The organism is Aeromonas sp. FL131, from assembly GCF_049860615.1.
Lineage (GTDB): Bacteria > Pseudomonadota > Gammaproteobacteria > Enterobacterales > Aeromonadaceae > Aeromonas > Aeromonas hydrophila.
On record NZ_CP187595.1, the window covers coordinates 2,933,615 to 2,952,660 of the forward strand.

The window sequence follows — 19,046 nt, forward strand, 5'->3', positions numbered from 1 at the left end:
ACCGGAGTACGCCATGGCCCTGACCGCCCACCAGCTGATGATGCGCTTTGGCGAGCGCGACCTGTTCCAGATTGAACAGCTCTCCATCGCGGCCGGCGACGCCATCTGGCTGCGCGGGGCGAACGGGGTGGGCAAGACCACATTGCTCAAGATCCTGGCCGGCCTGCTCACCCCGACCCGGGGCCACACCAACCTCCCCTCTGGCTGGCGCGGCAAGCTCGGTCAGTGGCTCAAGCGCGATCCGGGGCCGGGCCGGGTCACCTACCTGCACCAGACCCCCTACCTGTTTGATCGCAGTGTGCACGACAACGTGGCCTGGGCCCTCGGCCATCGCGCCGCCGACGAGGTGCGGGTGTTCGAGGCACTGCGCCGGGTCGAACTGGAGAGCCTGGCACGCGAGCACATCAGCATTTTGTCTGGCGGCGAGCGTCAGCGGCTGGCCATGGCCCGCGCCTGGGCACTGCAGCCCGCCTTTTTGCTGATGGACGAGCCCACCGCCAATCTGGATGCACATTCGGTTGCCCTGATGGCCGCCATGGCGCAAGATCTGCGGGAACAGGGCAGCGGCCTGGTCATCATCAGCCACCAGAGCAACGATCTGACCGACCTGTGCGAGCGGCAATGGACCCTCGCCCGGGGCCGGCTGCACGAACCCACTCCTTTGAAAATCATCGAGCGACATGACCTCAAACAGCGAACCTCGTACTGACCGCTTTCCCGTCTCCGCCGTGGTGCTGGCCGGCGGCCGTGCCACCCGCATGGGGGGCGCCGACAAGGGCTGGGTCGAGTTGGCGGGCCGCCCGCTCATCGACCACGTGCTTGACCGACTGAGGCCCCAGGTGGACGAGATCCTGATCAACGCCAACCGCAGCCAGGCCCGCTACCAGGCGCTGGCCCCGGTCATCGGTGACGACAACCCCGACTATCTCGGCCCACTGGCCGGCATGCAGGCAGGCCTTGCCGCCGCCCGCCACGACTGGGTGCTGTTCGTGCCCTGCGACGGCCCCGCCCTGCCCCGCGATCTGATGGCGCGCTTTCGCGCCGCCCTGACCCCGGCGACCGAGCTGGTGGTGGCCCATGACGGTGACTGGCTGCAACCCGTGGTCGCCCTGCTGCACAAATCCCTGCTCCCCTCCCTGTCCGCCGCGCTGGCCGAGGGAGAGCGCAAAATCGATATCTGGTTTGCCCGCCACCAGATGGCGGTGGTGAGCTTTGCCGACCAGCCGGATGCCTTCATCAATCTCAACAGCCCGGACGAGCTGGCCGCCTACGAGACGCGCCTGCCAGACGCCACGACCGGACAAGGAGCCACCTCATGACCCCGGCCCCCACCCTGCCCCTGCTCGGCTTTGCCGCCTGGAGCGGCACCGGCAAGACCACTCTGCTCGAGCAGCTCATCCCCCTGCTGGTGAGCCGCGGCCTGCGCCTCGGGGTGCTCAAGCACGCCCACCACGACTTTGACATCGACCAGCCGGGCAAAGACAGCCACCGCCTGCGCCAGGCCGGTGCCTGCCAGATGATGGTGGCCTCCCGCCGCCGTCACGCCCGCATCATCGAGACCGATCTGGGTGAGGCCGATTTTCGCGAGCTGCTGGCCAGCTTCGATCAGCGCAGCCTCGACCTGCTGCTGGTGGAAGGGTTCAAGCACGAGCACTTCCCGAAAATCGAGCTGCACCGCGCCGCCATCGGCAAGCCGCTGCTGTTCCCAGACGATCGCGACATCATCGCCGTGGCCAGCGACCAGCCCCCAGAGACCGCCCTGCCCCGGCTCGACATCAATGATCTGGAGGCCATCGCCGACTTCGTCTGCGCCTACCTGGCGCAGAGCCGGCAGCAAGAGCAGGCACCGGGGGCCGGTTTCCTGTCGGTCGAAGGGGCGCGCCAGGCCATTCTTGACGCACTCGAGCCTGCCACCCGCAGCATCGACCTGCCGCTCGCCCGCTGCCACGGCGCCGTGCTGGCGGAGGATCTCGTCAGCCCCATCAATGTGCCGCCCCACGCCAACTCGGCGATGGACGGCATTGGCCTGCGCAGCGACGATCTCGCCGCCGGCCGCTGGCAACTGGTGGGAGAAGTGCTGGCGGGCCAGCCGCGCAGCGAGCCGGTACTGGCGGGCGAGGCGGTGCAGATCATGACGGGCGCCCCGCTCCCCCCCGGCGTCGACACCGTGGTGATGCGCGAAGAGACTCAGATTGAGGGTGAGTGGGTCAGCGTCAGCGCCCCCGTCAAGGCGGGGCAGAACGTGCGCCAAGCCGGGGAAGATCTGGCGCTGGGCGCGGTCGCCATCGCGGCCGGCACCCGCCTCGGTGCCCCTCAGCTCGGGCTTGCAGCATCCCTTGGTCAAGCCCGGCTCAGCGTGCGCGCACCGCTCAAGGTGGCGCTGTTCAGCACCGGCGACGAGGTGCAGGCACCGGGCGAGACGCTCGCACCCGGCCACATCTTCGACAGCAACCGCTTCACCCTGATGGCGCTCATCGCCGGGGCCGGCTGCGAGGTGATGGACCTTGGCATCATCCCCGATGATCCCGTCATCCTGCGCCAACAGCTGGCACAGGCCGCGGCCGACGCAGACCTGGTGCTGAGCTCGGGCGGGGTGTCGGTGGGCAATGCCGACTTCATCAAGCAGGTGCTGGCCGAACTTGGCCAGATCGCCTTCTGGCGCATCCAGATGCGGCCGGGCCGTCCACTCGCCTTCGGCAAGCTGGGGCAGACCCCTTTCTTCGGCCTGCCCGGCAACCCGGTGGCCGCCATGATCTGCTTCCTGCAATTCGTCGAGCCCGCCATCGCCCGCCTGCAGGGCCGGGTGTGGCAGCCGCTGCGCCTGTCGGCGCTGGCCGAGCAGCAGATGAAGAGCCGGCCGGGACGCACCGAGTTCCTGCGCGGCATCTTCCATCAGGATGCCAGTGGCGTGCTGCGGGTTCGCACCACCGGGCCGCAGGGCTCCGGCATCCTCAGCTCCATGAGCGATGCCAACTGCCTGATTGAAATCGTCCCCGCCCAGCCAGCCATCGCGGTCGGCGAGCGGGTCTGGATCCACCCACTCCAGGGACGAGTGGCCTGATACCGGTGTCCACCCCGCCGGGCGTGGCGGGGTGGCTGCCCCCATGAAATCCGAGGCTTGTCCCTTGCGCCTGAATGCCCCCCTCTCCCGACTCGATCTGTTGATCTACGGTCACTACCGCATCGTCCACGGCCTACGCATCGCGCTCGCCTTCATGCTCACCTTTCTGCTGACCCGCGAGCTCAAGCTGCCGGAAAGCACCTGGCCCCTCATCACCCTGGTGGTGGTGATGGGCCCCATCTCGTTCTGGGGCAATGTGCTGTCGCGCGCCCTGCAGCGGGTGGTCGGCACCATCTTCGGCGCCAGCTGCGGGGTGGTGGCGCTCTATCTCGAGCTCTACTCCCTGCCGCTGATGCTGCTGTGGTGCGGCTGCATCATGTTTCTGTGCGGCTATCTGGCACTCGGCAAGCGCCCCTACGTGGGGCTGCTCATCGGCATCACCCTCGGCGTCACCATGGGGGCCATGCCCGGCGACATCGAAACCGCCCTGTGGCGCAGTGCCGACGTGATCCTGGGCTCATTGCTGGCGCTGCTGTTTTGCAGCATCTATCCCCAGCGCGCCTACAGCCACTGGCGGCTGCAGATGCACGACACCCTGCAGCAGGCCCAGCGGCTCTATCACACCCACCTCTCCCCCAACGTGCTGGAACGGCCACGGCTCGCCCACAGCCACGCCAGATTGCTCTCCAAGATGGTGAGTCTGCGCCCCCTGCTCACCCCGGCCGTCAAGGAGACCCGCCTTGGCAGCGCCCTGTTCGAAGCGATCCAGACCACCATGCGCAACACCCTCTGCACCCTGGAGATGCTGGCCAATACCTACTGGCGCGATCGCCAGAGCCACTTTCTGATGCAGAGCACCCCGGAGCTGCGTGCCTGCCAGCAGGCGACCGAGGTGCTGATGAGCGAGCTGGCGCTGATGCTCAAAAGCGGCGAGCTGCAGGGCTCGGAGCTGGCCATCAGCCGTCTGCAGGAGGCGGCCGGTAGAGTGCGGATCGACGCCGGCGGCGAGGCCGCCATCAGCGGCTATCTGTGGCTCAACCTGCAGCTCACCGAACAGCTCACCCACCTGCGCCGGCTGCTGGGCCTGGTGATGCACCCGCCCCGCAGTCAGAGCCACCCATAGCAAAACGCCCCGCTTTGCGGGGCGTTTTCGTTAAAAGGCCAATGACTTGAGGCCCAATATGGCGCCAACATTAACTGGCGTTTGCCAGCGGCTGCTCGAGCGGGAGGTAGAGGGAAAAATCCTGGATCCCCGCCTGCAGGGCAGCAAAGCAGTCCGGATCAATCGCTGACCCCAACGTCTCGGCCATCATCTCCAGCGCCTGGGGCACCGGGATGGCACCGCGATAGGGCCGTTTGGCAGTGATGGCATCAAAAATGTCGGCCGTGGTGATGATGCGGGTCTCCAAGGCTATCTCGTCCCCTTTCAATCCTTTGGGGTAACCCTTGCCATCGAGGCGCTCATGGTGCGCCCCTGCCACTTGCGCCAGCTCCTCGAACGCCCCGATGCGACTCAGGATCTCCTCGGTATAGGCGGCATGCATCTGCACGGCGGCCCACTCCTGCGCATCCAGCTTGCCCGGCTTGTCGAGAATGGCGTTGCTCACCCCCAGCTTTCCCACGTCATGGAGCAGGGCGCCGCGCTTGAGCCAGCGTCGCCGCTGCTCGGACAGGCCCATCTGGGTAGCGAGGATGTCGGTATAGAGCGCCACCCGGCCACTATGACCGGCGGTGTAGGGACTTTTGGAGTCCACCACTTGGCCGAACGCCGCCGCGATCTCGTCCAGATAATCTTCATCCAGAGCGACTTCCCCCTGCCCGGCCGGGTGAACAAACACCCACTCAGCCAAACCGGGATCCGCCAGTCCTTGCCAGAAGTCGTCATCCGCCAACGCTTCAAACTCGCTAACCAATTGAGGATCAAACCAGCTGCCACTGCGCTCACGCAGCTCTTTGAGGGCTGCATCTGGGCCAGCTGCGGCGTGAAACACATCCACCACCTGGCAGAGCAGGGCAATGCGGGAGAAGAGCGGAATCGCGTCACCGGCCAGTTGCAACGGTCGACCTTTGCCGTTCCAGTGCTCGTCCAGAGAGAGGATGCCGGCGGCGACCTCTTCACTGAACCGCAGCTGGCGAGCAATGTCCGCCCCCCGATGACAACGGGTCTGGATCAGTTCGTTGGCTATCTGATCGCCGTTGCGAAAGATATGGAACAGGCTGCGAAAACGCCCCAGCAGGTCCGCCTGCAGGCCGGTATGGCCCAGCGGCCTTGTTGCTCAAATCGGGGAACTATCTGTCATCTCGGTGATCTGATCCTGTAGCGCAGTCTCCGAGAGCATCAGATGGGCAAGTCCAAGCACAAGATCAGCAACTGGCAGCAGTACAACCAAGCCTTGGTGCAACGCGGTTCGTTGACCATCTGGATGGACGAACAAGCCATTAAGCAGTGGCATTGCCTGGTCCACCATGGCCGCCGAGGGAGAGGTTTCCACTACAGTGACACCGCCATTGAGACGGCCCTGATGCTAAAAGGCTTGTTCAAGTTGCCGCTGCGGGCGCTAGAAGGCTTCATTAACTCGTTGTTCCAACTGATGGCGGTGCCTTTGCAGTCGCCGGACTATAGCTGTATCAGCAAGCGCGCCAAGACCGTCGACATCAAGTACCGCCTCCCCAGCCAAGGCCCGGTGGCTCACTTGGTCATTGATGCCACCGGCCTCAAGGTCTATGGCGAAGGCGAATGGAAAATTCGCAAACACGGCAAGGAGAAGCGACGAGTGTGGCGCAAGCTCCACTTGGCGGTGGATGCCACAACCCATGCGGTCATCGCTGCCGAAGTCAGCCTGGAGACGGTGGCGGATAACGAGGTGTTACCGACGTTGCTCAACCCCTTACGACGCAAGATAAAACAGGTCAGCGCCGATGGTGCGTATGACACCAAGGCCTGTCATGCGCTACTGAAGAAGAAGGGGGCGAAAGCCACCATACCGCCGAGAAAAAATGCGGCACCGTGGGAGGAAGACCATCCCCGCAACGAGGCGGTGACGGCGCTCAAGGCCGGTGAACTGAAGCAATGGAAGAAAGACTCCGGCTATCACCAGCGCTCGATAGCCGAGACCGCCATGTACCGGTTCAAGCAACTCATCGGGCCAACGCTGAGCCTGCGGAACTACAACGCCCAGGTGGGCGAAATCCTGGCTGGCGTGAAGGTGATGAACAAGCTGATAGGGCTTGGTATGCCTGTTCGCCAGCCAGTGAATTGAGTGGTATCAACGGGTTGGGGAACGGCCATCCAGCGACGGATTTGATCAACAACGCCTGGCCCAGCACGAAGTTGACCACCTCGGAGAGGGAGCCATCCACCAGCTTGAAGTCGCGTTTGAAGTGAAGATCGTCGGTGAGATAGAGCTCGCAGATACGGGCCGCATTGCTGCTGCACCCCAGATCCTTGAGCAGCAGCATGTAATAGAGATCATGGCGCTGCCGGGCATCCAGCGCCAACCGCTCGGCCAGCCGGGAACCTATCCAGCAACAGCGAATGCAGTGCCCTCTTGGTTGCCCCTCGGTCATGTCGAGTGCATGACTGAGGGAACCAATCAACTCTGCCAACCGCAATCCATTCACCGTCATAGCCTGCTCCCTTGGACATCATGGCGATCTTGCCTGCTGACTAGATATACCTTATCCAGAGAGGAATAGATCTGGATTCAGATGAATTTACACCTCGGCGCTGCCAGTCCGGGCTTTTTCCTCCAGCTGGGCCGGCGTCAGGGTCGACACCAGCCGGCCGTCGAAGTAGATGTCCAGCAACGCGCCGCGCTTCTCGCCACGCATCAGGCTGCTGCGCCCGTCCAGGTAGTGCACCTCCATCTGGGCGGTGCGCTCGTCCGGGTAGCTCACCTCCACCTCGCGCACCCCTTGCGGCAGCATGGCCAGCGGCACCTTGTTGAGGGACGGATCCAGGTGCTGATTGACCTTGATCAGGGCGTCCAGCTTCTGATCCACCAGCGCAGGCGACTTGCCGGTGATGGGGTTCTTGCCAGACCAGAATTCGATGGTGTTGAACACGAACAGATCGGCGGTGGCCGCCAGGCCGTAGACCGGCGAGAGCAGGACGAAGACCCCGGCCCGACCGTAACGGTTGTCCACCACGCTGAGGTTGCCCTTGGTCACCATGGAGGAGAGCCCCATCTGCCCCATGCAGCCGCTCAGCCCCACGCTTGCCACCATGCCCGCCAGCAGCGCCAGTGCCCTGCCCTTTCTTCTCGTTGCCATCGTCTTCGCTTGCTCCAGAAATAATGAGGCGGCAAGCCTAAACAGGCCGCCGCCAGCGGGCAATTCACAAGCAGGGCGCGATACAGCGGGGGTTCAGACTGGGATATCGACTGCTCACCATTCATACAGCCTGTCGAAATGACGGTCAGGGTGACAGCCCGCTTCTGGCGAGACAGGCACCCTGACCGGTATCAGATGGAGAGGCTGGAGACGGTCGCCGAGACGTTGTTGGCCTCCTCCCGGATCTCCGCCATCACCTCGTTGACCTTGTCGATCTGCTGCTTGCCGAGCTCGGCGCTGCCGGCCACCCTGGCCATGTCATCGGTCACCCTAGCGGTCAGCTCACGGTTCTTCTGCACCACCTTGGCTATCTCGTCGGTAGAGAGCGACGTACGCGCCGCCAGCTGGCGTACCTCATCGGCCACCACTGCGAAACCGCGCCCCTGATCCCCGGCACGGGCCGCCTCGATGGCCGCATTGAGGGCCAGTAGATTGGTCTGATCGGCAATGCTGCTGATGGTGGAGACGATGGCCTCGATGCTCCTGGACTGCTCGTTGAGCTGGTTGATGAGCAGGATGGTCTTGTCCACCTGCTCGCTGATGAGCGACGAGGTGTCCACCACAGAGCGCAGCAGATCCGCCCCCTGCTCGGCACTGCGCAGGGTCTCCTGCGCCGTGGCATGAGCCACCTGGGCGGCATCGCGCACCGCGTGGCTCTTGGTGACCCGCTCGGTGATGTCGCTGGCAAACTTGATGACCCGGCTCACCTTGCCGCTCTCGTCGCGAATGGGGTTGTAGGTTGCCTCCAGCCAGATCGCCTCGCCGTGGCTGTTGCGCCGCAAGAAGAGCCCGGACTTGAACTGGCCCTGTGCCAGCTCCTCCCAGAAGCGGGGGTGCTCTTCATAGAAGGCGTCATCACAGAACATGCGGTGATTGCGCCCCTTTATCTCGGCCAGTGTGTAGCCGACACAGCCCAGGAAGTTGGGATTGGCCGAAATGATGTCGCCATTGGGGGTGAACTCGATCATCGCCAGCGAGCGTTCCAGCGCCTTGGTGATCGCCTGCTGGCTCAGCAGTTGTTGATGCTTGTCAGTAATATCGCTGGCGATCTTGATCACCTGGGTCACCCGCCCCTGCGACTTGACCGGGAAGTAGCTTGCCTCCAGCCAGACCACCTCGCCCCGCTTGTTGAGGCGCGAGAAAATGCCGGACTTGACCCGGCCCTGCTTGAGCTGGGCCCAGAACTGCTGGTAATCGGCAGAGCGAGCCAGCTCCGGGCTGCAAAACATCCGGTGGTGCTGCCCCTGCAACTCCATCGCGCTGTAACCCATCAGGTTCAAGAATGGCTGGTTGGCCTCCAGGATCTCGCCATCCGGGGTGAACATGATGGTTGCGATCCCTTCCTTGACCGCCTCCACGAAGCCCTGGGATTCGGCCAGCTGCGCCTGGCAGGCCTGCAACTGCGCCTTCAGCTTGTTGTTGAACATGGATGTCATACCTCTGTACTGACAAGGTGGAAAAGGGCACAAGACTCGGTGCTGGGTGAACCGTCACGAACCTGTTGAGGCTGATCTTAGTTGAGCACCGTGGTGCGATCAGAATTTGGCCGACATTTTGCCACAGCCGGCGAGGGGCTCGCAGTGCCGCCTGCGTCTGATAAGTGCAAGGCCCGGCGAGGGATCACCCGGGCTGCCACTCCAGATAAGCCGGATTGGCCACAAAACCGATCCGCTCATAGAGCGGGCGTCCCTCGTCGCTGGCGTGCAGCCAGACCCGGCCCAGTTGCTGCGCTCTGGCATAGTCCGCCATCTGACCCAGCAGGGCGCCGGCCAACCCCTGCCGGCGGTGGGCCGGCAGGGTATACATGTTGAGCAGATAACCCTCCCTTCCCGCCAGGTTGCCGGGATAGGGCGGGCGCACGAAGAGGGCCAGGGTCGCACTCGCCACCACCTCGCCATCCACTTCCGCCACCCAGGAGCGGGCGCTCTCCTCGGCCTGCGCCGTGCTGAAGTAACGGCTGGTCGCCTGCCAGAGATCCAGGTCGGCCAGCGGTTCGCTCAGCTCCCCCACCTCGCAAAACAGCGCCATGCGCAGGGTCACCAGCGCGGGAATGTCTGTCTGCGTTGCCTGACGGATGATCATCGGCGCTTCTCCTTTTGACGCTCGTTGAGGTGAACAGGCTCCCCGCATGCGCCTGATCAAAGCGCCAGTGTGGATACTTCACGCCCGCCTGGCAAGGCGCCACTGGTCCCAGGCCAGCGGCCCCGCGCCCCAGACGACCAGGGTCAGCAGCATCCAGCCCCACAGCTGGTGATCGTAAAAGCCGCCGGCCCAGAGAGTGGGATAAGAGATCACCGCCACCATGTTGAAGGCAAACAACAGGGCGGCGACCGGTCGGGTAAAGAGCCCGACCAGCAGCAGCACCGGCAGCAACAGCTCGGTGGCCGTGCCAAGCCTGGCCGCCCACTGCCAGGGCAGCAGGGGCACCTGATACTCGAACTCGAACAGATAAAGGGTGCTGTCCCAGGCGCTCAGCTTGAGCCAGCCGGAACGAAAGAAGGCCACCGCCACCCAGCACCTGGCCAGCAGCAACAGGGCGCCGCTCAGCCACCAGGGAACGGCGGGGCCCACCGGTTGCATCAGTGTCCGCTTGTGATTTGTCATCGTATTTACTCCAGCGTTGAGGTCACATCGACCAGCAGGCCCAGGGTGACGAGGCGGGTCAGAGACTCTGCAGCCTGCCAGTCCTGCTCCAGCAGGGCCGACAGAGCAATGCCCTGGCGGCAGCCATCCAGCAGACGCCACTCTCCTTCGCTCAGGCTCAGCGGCAATACCCGACAATCGGGCTGTTTCTTGAGGGCGAGCCAGGCGGGAGCCGCCAGATCCTGCACTGTCTCGCCCTCGTGCAGGGCCATCTGCCAGAGGGCATCAACCGGGTGCGGACTGTCGAACAGACACAGATCGCAGGCCGGGCTCAGCACCAGCGTCTGCCAGGCCGCTGGCGGCAAGGCGGCTACCCGCTCGGCCGGCCAGTGGCGCTCCTCGGCTGCCAGCAAACTGGTGCGCTCCAGTGCCCACTCGAAGCGGGCCAGCTCCCCCAGCCAGGGCAGATTTGCGGTGGTCGGCAGCCGGGCAAGCCAGTCGCCAAAGCCAGCGCCGTAGTGCATCACGCTCCCTTCGTAGAGGGGCTCTGCCAGCACGAAGCCGCGCGCAGCGGCGTCGAAAAACGCCTCCCCCACCATGGCTTTGACGGCTGGATAGCTGCCCGCCAGTACCTCGCCAAGGCTCAGGATGAAGTGGTTGCGATAGACCTGCAGCACGGCATCCGCCGTAAAGAGACGGGAGTGGATGTGGGGCAGGATGGCCTCGCTCTGGCCAAGCAGCCCCTCGGCAAACTGCTGCTGCCGGCGAGCCAGCTCAGACATGGGCGGCCTCCGGCACAAGATGGGTGGCCATGGCGGCGTCCAGCATGGCGCTCGCGCGCTCGGCCTCTGCCAACAGCACGGGGGGCGGCGGGATCTCGAGGTCCCACTCGATCAGGGTGGGAATGGCGCGCTGGCGGCAGATCTCGTCATAGAGGGCCCACACAGGTTCGCTCACCGGCGCGCTGTGGGTGTCGATATAGAGGTGCCCCTGCGGCAGGGACTGATCGGTAAAACCGGCCAGGTGAATTTCGCCTACCGTAGCGATGTCGATGGCAGCCAGATAGTCGCTGCACGCAAAGCCATGGTTGAAGGCACTGACATAGAGGTTGTTGAGATCGAGCAGGATGGCGCAGTCGCTGCGCCGCTGCAGCTCCGCCAGAAACTCCCACTCCGGCATCTCCCCCGCCAGTTGCAGGTATGAAGAGGGGTTCTCGATCAGCAGCCGGCAGCCGAGCGCCTCCTGCACCTGCATGATCTTGTCGCTCATGTTGAGCAGGCTCTCCCGGGTATAAGGGACCGGCAGCAGATCGTTGAAGTGGCGCCCCCCAATGCTGCCCCAGCTGAGGTGCTCCGAGATGCGCACCGGTTTGATGGCGCGGGCCAGCGCCGAGAGGCTGGCGAGGTGATCAAGGTCGAGCCCATCGGCCGAGCCCAAGGACATGCCGACGCCGTGCAGGCTGACGGGATAGTGCCTGGCCAGCTCGCTCAGCACCTGAAAACCCCGGCTGTGACGTTCAAAGTAATTTTCGCTGTGCACCTCCAGCCAGCCAACCGCCGGCAGGGTGCGCAATATCTCGTCGTAATGGGGCGTGCGCAATCCAATACCAATTAAGGGGTTCATCGCAAAGCCTCGCTGCAAACCAGCCAAAAGAAGGCCACGGTGCCCCTGAGGCAACACCGTGGCACCCAGCCTTACTTGGGTTGCAGCGAGCCGCCTGCCAGCTTCTCGCACAGCCCCTTTGGCACCACCACGAAGGCGTCACCTTGGGCATCCATCTTGGCGGTACCGGCGCAGGAGCTGGTCTTGGTCGCGCAGTCGTTCTTGCTCGCCTTCACCACCCCGTAGCACTTCTCCTTCTCATCGGCCGCCATGGCAGGGGCGGCGACGAACTGGGCGCCGAGGGCCAGCAGACCGGTCATGGCGGAGGCGATGGCTGTGCTCTTTTTAACGTTCATTTTCTGTTCCTTCTGATTGTGTGTGGTGTGCCCGATCGGTCACGACCGGATGCCCTCCATAGAACCGGAGCGCCGGCGAATTGATTTCAAAAAAAATGCAAAATCGGCACATCTATAAAAAGCACAATTGGCAACAGACTGTTTTTAAAGGGTTATTTCATTCATCTTTCAAATGCTCTTTCACCATGAAGATGTGCACTGCGCCACCCTGCCGCCGCCAATCCCAGGGATGCAGGCAATAAAAAACCCCGCCAGAGGGCGGGGTTTGATTGGCACGATACAACCGTGCGGGCATCGGCGGCCGATACTTAATGACAAAAAAGACAGCCGCAGCTGTCTTTTTCAATTGAAACCTGACTTAGTAGAAGATCCGCTCGCCACGCTCGCTCATCTTGAGCCATACCGGCTTGGTGCTGGTCTTGTTCCAGATCCGGTGCAGATAGCTGTAGAAACGGGCCCGATCGCTGCGAAACAGCATCACGGGGAAGGCCAGCATACCCACCAGCAGCACATAGATGCGACGAAGAATTATCTGAGTCAGGGAATAGGGATGAAACATGATAGAACTCCTTACTGGTAAGACCACTGAGCAAAGATTACTCCACAATTTGTAGGATTACTACACCAAGATTCCCATTTTTTTGCAAAAAGATCCCTTAAAAGCCTTAAAGTGAAATTGGGTTACATCCATTAACTTACAGGCAACAAAAGCTGGCAAAGCAGCTCCCGTCGACCAGATTTAATGAGTTGGCACTCAAGATGGAGTCGGTGCGATGAAACCCGCAGAAATGGCGATCATAGGGATACTGGGCCTGCTGCTCTGGTCGGAATGGCAGGATTGGCAGCTCAACCAGGCCGACAGCATCACGCTGGCCTACAAGGGTGCGCCCACCGTCAGCATGTGGCAATGCGGCCAGTTGAAACAGAAGATGATGGATGTGACCGAACACTCGGCCGAAGTGCAGTTTCAATACCGGGGACAGGACCTGACGCAGGTCAACCGCTATCTGGAGCGGGAGTGGCAGCAGCAAGGCTGTGAGCAGCTGTTGTTGCAGCAAGGATATTGAGCAGAGTCATCCACACCGGGCTGGCGTGATGGAAATGCGTTATGGGATGAAACAGGAAGAAGATGGAGGCACGTTCCGGAGTCGAACCGGACTAAACGGATTTGCAATCCGCTGCATAACCGCTTTGCTAACGCGCCATGCTGACAAGGCATTGCCTTGAAAGTGATATCCATGATTGGTGCCATGGAAGATTGGAGCGGGAAACGAGACTCGAACTCGCGACCCCGACCTTGGCAAGGTCGTGCTCTACCAACTGAGCTATTCCCGCCTGTACTGCTTGCTGCCAGTTGCCTGACAACGAGGCGCATTATACGTACCCCGAGCGCGGGCACAACCCTTTTTTCGCACTTTGAGCCCTTTCCCGTGCTGTTTGCTCAGGGTTTAGACGGCTTGCCCAAAAAATCCGCACCAGGCTGTGACCCCACAGGCGAATTTGAGATAAAGTCATTGAAATGATTAGCCTTTAGTCAGAGACTTGCTGCGGTTAGTAACCGGATTCTCAATTGAAAATCACCCGATGAAATGGATCTTCAAGCCCCGTGGGCTCAGGCCGCAGCTGATGCTGGCATTTTTCATGCTAGCCATGGTGCCCTTCCTGGTCGTCACCCTGTTTTTCCTCTATAGCCACGGCAAGGATCTCACCACCCAGACTTCCAACCATCTGGTTTCCGTTCGCAACATCAAGAAGAACCAGCTGGAAGACTATTTCGGCAACCTCAAAGAGCAGATCATCAACTTCTCCCAGCAGGATTTTGCCGGCAACAGTATCGGTCGCTTCTATGGCTTCACCGGTGCCTTCGAGAAACTCGGCACCACACCGCAGGAGGCCCGCGCCCGTGCCCAGGCCCGCTATGTGCCGGGCTCCTGGGATCAGCTGCAAAAACCCGACAGCACCAGCGACATCGAACCCTCCATCAGCGCCCTGATCCTGGCGGACGAGATGTACGGCCGGGTGCACCAGCGCTTTCACCGCGGCTACGCCGACATGGTGCGCAAGTCCAACTACAGCGACATCTTTCTCATCGATCTCAACGGCGACGTGGTCTATTCGGTCACCAAGCACGCCAACTTCGCCACCAACCTGCTCTCCGGCCCCTACCAGTCGAGCGGACTTGGCAGCACCTTCGCCAAGATCAAGCGGCGCCTCGACGGTGGCCAGAAGCCGCAGCAGATCTTCGAGTTCACCGATTTTGGCCGCAACGAGCTGACCGGCCAGGTGGTCGCCTACATGGCGGCCCCGGTTATGCAGTACGACTATGTGCGCGGCGTGGTGATCTTCGAGCTGCTGCCTGACAAGCTCAACCAGATCATGGCGGAGCGGGAAGGGCTCGGCGAGACCGGCGAGACCATCCTCATCGGCCCGGACAAGCGGATGCGCGCCAACGCCTGGCTGGCGCCTGAATTCAGCGTGGAGAACAGCTTTCGCCCCAACTTCCGGCCGCTGCAGACCCCGCTGGTGGTCAAGGCACTCTCCGGCGAGCAGGGGGTCGGGCTGTTTCGCTCCTACCACGATGACGAGGTGCTGGCCGCCTACACCCAGGTGAAGGTGTTCGACACCGAGTGGGCCTTCATCGCCGAGATCTCCACCAGCGAGGCCTATCGCCCCATCCGCCAGCTGGAGACACTGGTGATCCTGCTGGGGGCCGGCTCATTGCTGCTGCTGATCCTCTTCTCCCGCTGGCTCTCCCACTCCATCACGGCGCCGCTGCGCTCCCTCACCGCCGCCGCCGAACAGGTGGCCGACGGTGCGCTGGATCACCCCATCGCCATCGAACGCACCGACGATGACATCGACCGGCTCGCCCAGGCGTTTCGCCACATGCAGCGCTCGGTGAAGGACAAGATCGAACTCATCGAACGCCAGACCCAGGAGCTGCAGCAGCAGGTCAAGCTGACCCACAAGCAGAACCTCAGTCTGCAGCAGGCGGACAAGCTCAAGGATGAGCTGCTGGCCAACACCTCTCACGAGCTGCGCACCCCCATTCACGGCATCAAGGGGATGGCCGAATCCATGCTCGCCAGCCAGCAGGACTTGACCGAAGGGCAGCAAAAACAGCTGGGGCTCATCATCAAGAGCGCCGACGGACTGGCCCGGCTGGTGGACGATCTGCTCGACTACCACCAGATGCGCTACGGCCAGCTGGAGATCCACCCCCAGCCGGTCTCCTCCAAGGGAGTCATCCGGCTGGTGCTGGATCTCTGCCAGCACCTGGTGCAGGCCAAGCCGCTCACCCTGGTGGACATCAGCCCGGTGGAGCTGCCGCCGGTACTGGCCGACGAACAGCGGCTCGAACAGGTGCTCTACAACCTGGTGGGCAACGCCATCAAATACACGCCGCAGGGCAAGGTGGTACTGAGCGCCCTGGTGGAGGGCAATTTCCTGCGTATCAAGGTGACCGACACCGGCATCGGCATAGCCCCGGATCACCTGGAGCACATCTTCGAACCGCTGGTGCAGATGAGCCCGGAGGTCAGCAAGCAGGGGGCCGGCCTCGGCCTCTCCATCACCCGCCAGCTGGTGCACCTGATGGGGGGCGAGCTGTTCGTGGAGAGCGAGCCGAGCGTCGGCTCCACCTTCGCCTTCACCCTGCCGCTCGCCAGCGGCAAGGCGGGCAGCCTGACCCTCGACAGCCGCCAGATCGAACACCAGCTGGTGCGCCAGCAGCCGCTGATCCTGCCGGACTGGGAGAGCGATGACCTCCCGCCTCCCCCCGAGGATGCCCCCCTCATCCTGGTGGTGGACGACGAGCCCATCAATTTGCACATACTGCGCCACCTGCTGCAGCCCTGCGGTTATCGCATCCTACCCAGCAGCGACGGCCACGATGCGCTGGCCAAGCTGGCTCAGGAGCCGGTCGACCTCATCCTGCTGGACGTGATGATGCCCACCCTCTCCGGTTTCGACGTCTGCCGCCGGCTGCGCCAGCAGCACCCGAAGGAGAAGCTGCCGGTACTGCTGCTCACCGCCCTCAACCAGCCCAAGGACATCGAGGAGGGCTTCAACGCCGGCGCCAACGACTATCTGGTGAAGCCCTTCTGCAAGGAGGAGCTGTTCGCCCGGGTCAGGGCCCTGCTGGAAGCGAGCGCCGGGCGCGCCTCGCTGGTGGAGAACCGCTTGCTCAAGCAGGAGATAGAGCACCGTCTGCTGCTGCAGGAGCAGCTGCATCAGGATCAGGAGCGACTGCTGGCCCTGCTCGGCGAAGGGGCCGACCCCATGGTGTTCATCGATGGTCAGGGCACAGTGCTGTTCGCCTCGCGGGCACTGGCCCGCCTGCTGGGCCAGGAGCCGGAAGCCATGGAGGGGCAACCGCTGGACGACTGGCTGGCCAGCCCGCTGACCAGCCAGTGGCCCGATCTGCACGATCGGGGGGAGCAGCAGCTGGCGTTTCTGGTGGCCGGCCAGAAAGACGAACTCAATGCCCGCGCCCTGCCCATCAGCCTGGGGGGCCAGGCCGCCTTCGCCCTCACCCTCAGCACCGAGCTGCGGCAGGACGAGAACCGGGTAATGGCACTGGAGAACGCCCTCAAGAGCCTGTCACGCCAGGCCATCATCGAGGATGGCCAGCTGCTGGGCGAGCTGAGCCGGCTGGGCGGGGAGTTCCGCTCGCTCGCCGACGACCTCATCCGCCAGCAGGATGACGAGCCCCTGCGCCGCGCTCTGGTGGACACCATGCGGCTCACCCTGGATGCCTGGCAGCAGAGCACCGGCAAGGGCAAGATAGTGCTGGCGGAGAAGAGCAAGCTGTGGCGGGTCTACATGGACCGCTCCAGCCCGCAGACCCGTACCCTCGACAAGTACCTGAGCCTGGATACCCTGCCCAAGGCGCCGCGCTGGAAGACGGTGGTCGCCACCGTCGAGTACGTGCTCAATCACGGCCCGCTCAACGAGGTCCAGCGCCAGCAGCTGCACCACAGCGCCCAGACCCTGCGCCAGCTCGCCAACCGCAAACCCTGATATCCACCGCCCAATCTGCGCCCTGGCTCACACTTGCCGGGGCGGTTTTTTTTTGTGCAGAATTAAGCCTTCGCCATACGTCAAAACGAGAGCCGATCCAATTCACACAATTGTCATGGAAGGTCGATTGACAGGGACTTATTACGCTAAAGCAATTAACATAACCTAATGATTTAAATCGAGTTAAAAGCGATTTTGACGAAATTGACGTGAGGGCGTCGATTTTTACGATATCGACGTTCTGAACAGTTGTTGTTTTCCTGTTAACTCTGCTTTGCTAGGGACGTTGGATGACACAACTACAAGGGTGCAAAACCTGGCCAACATTGAGGGCCGACCTCCCCAGCATGCGAAGTCGGTGCTCAAATCCAAACAAGGAATATAAATAAGAAAGGAAATAATATGCTTGCCAAAGTATCCAAAATCTCTACTGCTGTAATGCTGGGCACCATGATGCTTGCCGGCGCTGCCGGCAACGCCATGGCGGCCGACAACAAGACGGTGCTGACCCTGGTCGCACAACAGGAGACCGCGTGGGTCAAGAACTTCAACCCCTTCCTGCAAGCGGGTCTGTTGCACACCACCCGTCACTTCATCTATGAACCGCTGGTGATCTTCAACGATATGCAGGGTGGCAAACCCGTCTATCGTCTGGCCACCCACTACGAGTTCAGCAAGGACCTCAAGTCCGTCACCTTCGATCTGCGTGACGGCGTGAAGTGGTCGGACGGTCAGCCGTTTACCGCCGATGACATCCTGTTCTCCTTCAATCTGGTCAAGGCCAACAAGGCGCTGGACGAGCGCTCAATCTGGACCCAGATCAAGAGCGTCGAGAAGCTGGCCCCCAACAAGGTCAAGTTCGAGCTGACCGACGTCAACACCAACGTGGTGAACGATCTGGTACTGGTCCCCATCGTGCCTGAGCACCAGTGGAAGTCGGTGAAAGATCCGGTCGCCTTCACCAACGACAAGCCGGTCGGCACCGGTCCCTTCACCGAAGTGGACAACTTCTCCGCCCAGCTCTACACCCAGTGCCGCAACCCGCACTACTGGGACAACGCCAACCTCTCCATCGACTGCCTGCGCATGCCGCAGATGGCCACCAACGACCAGGTACTGGCCGCCGTGATGAAGGGTGACGTGGACTGGTTCGGCTCCTTCGTGCCGGACATCGAGCGCCTCTACGTCGGCAACGATCCGAAGAACAACAAGTACTGGTTCCCGGCCTCCGGCACGGTGGCGTTCAACGTCAACTTCCAGGCCAAGAAACCGGGCAACCACGAAGCCTTCAACGACATCAACTTCCGTCGCGCCTTCTCCATGGCGATGGATCGCCAGTCCATGGTGGATATCGCGGGCTACGGCTACCCGACCGTCAACGAGTACCCGTCAGGTCTGGGCAAAGCCTTTGACTCCTGGAACAACCCGGAAGTGGACAAGAAGTACGGCAAGTACAACAAGTTCGATCTGGAAGGCGCCAAGGCCCTGCTGAAGCAGGCCGGCTACAAGGATTGTGACGGCGACAAGTTCCTCGACACCCCCACCTGTCAGAAGATCGAGTTCAAGGTGCTGGTACCGAACGGCTGGACCGACTGGGTCAACACCGCACAGATCGGCGTGGAAGGGCTGCAGGCACTGGGTCTGAACGCCAAGACCGCCACCCCGGAAGCCACCGTCTGGACTGAAAACCTCATCACCGGTGACTTCGACGTCGCCCTGCAGGGTTACTTTGCCGGTGCCAACCCGCACAAGTACTTCGAAACGGCCTTCCACTCCCGCAACATGGGTGAGCGCGGCAACCGCTTTGCGGCGCCCCGCTACAAGGATCCGGCGCTGGACAAGCTGATCGACGACTTTACCCAGACCGCCGATGCCGCCAAGCAGAAGGAGATCATGTTCGAGATCCAGGACAGGGTTGGTGCCAACCAGACCATCATCCCGGTGTTCAACAACCCGACCTGGTACGAATACAGCACCAAGCGTTTCCACGGCTGGTTCAGTGCCGACAACCCGGTCGCCAAGCCGCAGGTTCACCCGGACACCCCGGAGCGTCTGCTGCACGTGTTGTCACTCAAGCCGAACAGCTAATC

16 protein-coding genes, 2 tRNA genes and 2 pseudogenes are annotated in these 19,046 nt (G+C 62.5%); 8 read left to right on the forward strand and 12 right to left on the reverse strand.

Annotated elements, in window-relative coordinates:
• The first annotated feature begins 13 nt into the window (after nucleotides 1-13).
• From ACPW75_RS13480 to ACPW75_RS13495, 4 genes are all read left to right on the forward strand, one after another.
• Nucleotides 14-709, forward strand: coding sequence for an energy-coupling factor ABC transporter ATP-binding protein (locus ACPW75_RS13480; RefSeq protein WP_005303221.1), 696 nt, complete (start codon nucleotides 14-16; stop codon nucleotides 707-709).
• Complete coding sequence (gene mobA, locus ACPW75_RS13485) at nucleotides 681-1,319, forward strand: molybdenum cofactor guanylyltransferase MobA (RefSeq protein ID WP_077097292.1); 639 nt, start codon at nucleotides 681-683, stop codon at nucleotides 1,317-1,319. The genes ACPW75_RS13480 and mobA overlap by 29 nt, the downstream gene beginning before the upstream one ends.
• Nucleotides 1,316-3,061, forward strand: a complete 1,746-nt coding sequence (locus tag ACPW75_RS13490) for a bifunctional molybdopterin-guanine dinucleotide biosynthesis adaptor protein MobB/molybdopterin molybdotransferase MoeA (RefSeq protein ID WP_077097294.1) — start codon at nucleotides 1,316-1,318, stop codon at nucleotides 3,059-3,061. The genes mobA and ACPW75_RS13490 overlap by 4 nt, the downstream gene beginning before the upstream one ends.
• A gap of 64 nt (nucleotides 3,062-3,125) precedes the next feature.
• A complete protein-coding gene (locus tag ACPW75_RS13495; protein ID WP_077097296.1) occupies nucleotides 3,126-4,184 on the forward strand; it encodes an FUSC family protein in 1,059 nt (352 codons plus the stop codon).
• Nucleotides 4,185-4,254: 70 nt separating this feature from the next.
• On the opposite strand, the pseudogene ACPW75_RS13500 reads toward ACPW75_RS13495, so the two are convergent.
• Nucleotides 4,255-5,325, reverse strand: a pseudogene (locus ACPW75_RS13500) (HD-GYP domain-containing protein); the annotation flags it as partial.
• 78 nt (nucleotides 5,326-5,403) lie between these two features.
• Between ACPW75_RS13500 and ACPW75_RS13505 the strand changes: the two are divergent.
• Nucleotides 5,404-6,321 (forward strand): IS5 family transposase, encoded by a 918-nt coding sequence (locus ACPW75_RS13505; RefSeq protein WP_024946304.1) that lies wholly within the window; start codon nucleotides 5,404-5,406, stop codon nucleotides 6,319-6,321.
• 28 nt (nucleotides 6,322-6,349) lie between these two features.
• On the opposite strand, the pseudogene ACPW75_RS13510 reads toward ACPW75_RS13505, so the two are convergent.
• From ACPW75_RS13510 to ACPW75_RS13550, 9 genes and pseudogenes are all read right to left on the reverse strand, one after another.
• Nucleotides 6,350-6,688 (reverse strand): annotated as a pseudogene (locus ACPW75_RS13510) (metal-dependent phosphohydrolase); the annotation flags it as partial.
• Nucleotides 6,689-6,775: 87 nt separating this feature from the next.
• A complete protein-coding gene (locus ACPW75_RS13515; protein ID WP_077098193.1) occupies nucleotides 6,776-7,396 on the reverse strand; it encodes a DUF3332 domain-containing protein in 621 nt (206 codons plus the stop codon).
• A 128-nt stretch (nucleotides 7,397-7,524) separates the two neighbouring features.
• A complete protein-coding gene (locus ACPW75_RS13520) occupies nucleotides 7,525-8,820 on the reverse strand; it encodes a methyl-accepting chemotaxis protein (RefSeq protein ID WP_179101542.1) in 1,296 nt (431 codons plus the stop codon).
• 193 nt (nucleotides 8,821-9,013) lie between these two features.
• Entirely contained in the window at nucleotides 9,014-9,475 is a 462-nt protein-coding gene (locus ACPW75_RS13525; RefSeq protein WP_077098195.1) for a GNAT family N-acetyltransferase, read from the reverse strand.
• A gap of 78 nt (nucleotides 9,476-9,553) precedes the next feature.
• Nucleotides 9,554-9,997: a DoxX family protein gene (locus ACPW75_RS13530; protein WP_077098197.1), complete on the reverse strand. Its 444-nt coding sequence runs from the start codon at nucleotides 9,995-9,997 to the stop codon at nucleotides 9,554-9,556.
• Between the two features lie 5 nt (nucleotides 9,998-10,002).
• Complete coding sequence (locus ACPW75_RS13535; protein ID WP_077098199.1) at nucleotides 10,003-10,758, reverse strand: DNA-binding domain-containing protein; 756 nt, start codon at nucleotides 10,756-10,758, stop codon at nucleotides 10,003-10,005.
• Nucleotides 10,751-11,599 carry a DUF692 domain-containing protein gene (locus ACPW75_RS13540; RefSeq protein WP_077098201.1) on the reverse strand — a complete coding sequence of 283 codons (849 nt, stop codon included), beginning with the start codon at nucleotides 11,597-11,599 and terminating at the stop codon, nucleotides 10,751-10,753. Before ACPW75_RS13540 ends, ACPW75_RS13535 begins: the two co-directional genes overlap by 8 nt.
• Before the next feature lie 71 nt (nucleotides 11,600-11,670).
• Nucleotides 11,671-11,934 (reverse strand): BufA1 family periplasmic bufferin-type metallophore, encoded by a 264-nt coding sequence (locus tag ACPW75_RS13545; protein ID WP_016351554.1) that lies wholly within the window; start codon nucleotides 11,932-11,934, stop codon nucleotides 11,671-11,673.
• A 358-nt stretch (nucleotides 11,935-12,292) separates the two neighbouring features.
• On the reverse strand, nucleotides 12,293-12,493 hold the full coding sequence (locus tag ACPW75_RS13550) for a YbfA family protein (protein WP_011706879.1): 201 nt from the start codon (nucleotides 12,491-12,493) through the stop codon (nucleotides 12,293-12,295).
• 214 nt (nucleotides 12,494-12,707) lie between these two features.
• Between ACPW75_RS13550 and ACPW75_RS13555 the strand changes: the two genes are divergently transcribed.
• Nucleotides 12,708-13,001 carry a hypothetical protein gene (locus ACPW75_RS13555; protein WP_011706880.1) on the forward strand — a complete coding sequence of 98 codons (294 nt, stop codon included), beginning with the start codon at nucleotides 12,708-12,710 and terminating at the stop codon, nucleotides 12,999-13,001.
• Nucleotides 13,002-13,064: 63 nt separating this feature from the next.
• Here ACPW75_RS13555 and ACPW75_RS13560 read toward each other — a convergent pair.
• Both ACPW75_RS13560 and ACPW75_RS13565 read right to left on the reverse strand, forming a co-directional pair.
• A tRNA-Cys gene (locus ACPW75_RS13560) sits at nucleotides 13,065-13,138 on the reverse strand.
• 55 nt (nucleotides 13,139-13,193) lie between these two features.
• A tRNA-Gly gene (locus ACPW75_RS13565) sits at nucleotides 13,194-13,269 on the reverse strand.
• Between the two features lie 249 nt (nucleotides 13,270-13,518).
• On the opposite strand from ACPW75_RS13565, the gene ACPW75_RS13570 reads away from it, so the two are divergent.
• Entirely contained in the window at nucleotides 13,519-16,956 is a 3,438-nt protein-coding gene (locus ACPW75_RS13570; protein ID WP_264098422.1) for an ATP-binding protein, read from the forward strand.
• 402 nt (nucleotides 16,957-17,358) lie between these two features.
• A complete protein-coding gene (locus ACPW75_RS13575) occupies nucleotides 17,359-19,044 on the forward strand; it encodes an ABC transporter substrate-binding protein (RefSeq protein ID WP_011706882.1) in 1,686 nt (561 codons plus the stop codon).
• Nucleotides 19,045-19,046 lie beyond the last annotated feature (2 nt).

Excerpts from the sequence above, each read along its gene's own strand:
- ACPW75_RS13480 (WP_005303221.1), top strand. The coding sequence starts at position 14 with ATGGCCCTGACCGCCCACCAGCTGATGATGCGCTTTGGCGAGCGCGAC.
- mobA (WP_077097292.1), top strand. The coding sequence starts at position 681 with ATGACCTCAAACAGCGAACCTCGTACTGACCGCTTTCCCGTCTCCGCC.
- ACPW75_RS13490 (WP_077097294.1), top strand. The coding sequence starts at position 1,316 with ATGACCCCGGCCCCCACCCTGCCCCTGCTCGGCTTTGCCGCCTGGAGC.
- ACPW75_RS13505 (WP_024946304.1), top strand. The coding sequence starts at position 5,404 with ATGGGCAAGTCCAAGCACAAGATCAGCAACTGGCAGCAGTACAACCAA.
- ACPW75_RS13520 (WP_179101542.1), bottom strand. The coding sequence starts at position 8,820 with ATGTTCAACAACAAGCTGAAGGCGCAGTTGCAGGCCTGCCAGGCGCAG.
- ACPW75_RS13525 (WP_077098195.1), bottom strand. The coding sequence starts at position 9,475 with ATGATCATCCGTCAGGCAACGCAGACAGACATTCCCGCGCTGGTGACC.
- ACPW75_RS13530 (WP_077098197.1), bottom strand. The coding sequence starts at position 9,997 with ATGACAAATCACAAGCGGACACTGATGCAACCGGTGGGCCCCGCCGTT.
- ACPW75_RS13535 (WP_077098199.1), bottom strand. The coding sequence starts at position 10,758 with ATGTCTGAGCTGGCTCGCCGGCAGCAGCAGTTTGCCGAGGGGCTGCTT.
- ACPW75_RS13540 (WP_077098201.1), bottom strand. The coding sequence starts at position 11,599 with ATGAACCCCTTAATTGGTATTGGATTGCGCACGCCCCATTACGACGAG.
- ACPW75_RS13545 (WP_016351554.1), bottom strand. The coding sequence starts at position 11,934 with ATGAACGTTAAAAAGAGCACAGCCATCGCCTCCGCCATGACCGGTCTG.
- ACPW75_RS13550 (WP_011706879.1), bottom strand. The coding sequence starts at position 12,493 with ATGTTTCATCCCTATTCCCTGACTCAGATAATTCTTCGTCGCATCTAT.
- ACPW75_RS13555 (WP_011706880.1), top strand. The coding sequence starts at position 12,708 with ATGAAACCCGCAGAAATGGCGATCATAGGGATACTGGGCCTGCTGCTC.
- ACPW75_RS13570 (WP_264098422.1), top strand. The coding sequence starts at position 13,519 with ATGAAATGGATCTTCAAGCCCCGTGGGCTCAGGCCGCAGCTGATGCTG.
- ACPW75_RS13575 (WP_011706882.1), top strand. The coding sequence starts at position 17,359 with ATGCTTGCCAAAGTATCCAAAATCTCTACTGCTGTAATGCTGGGCACC.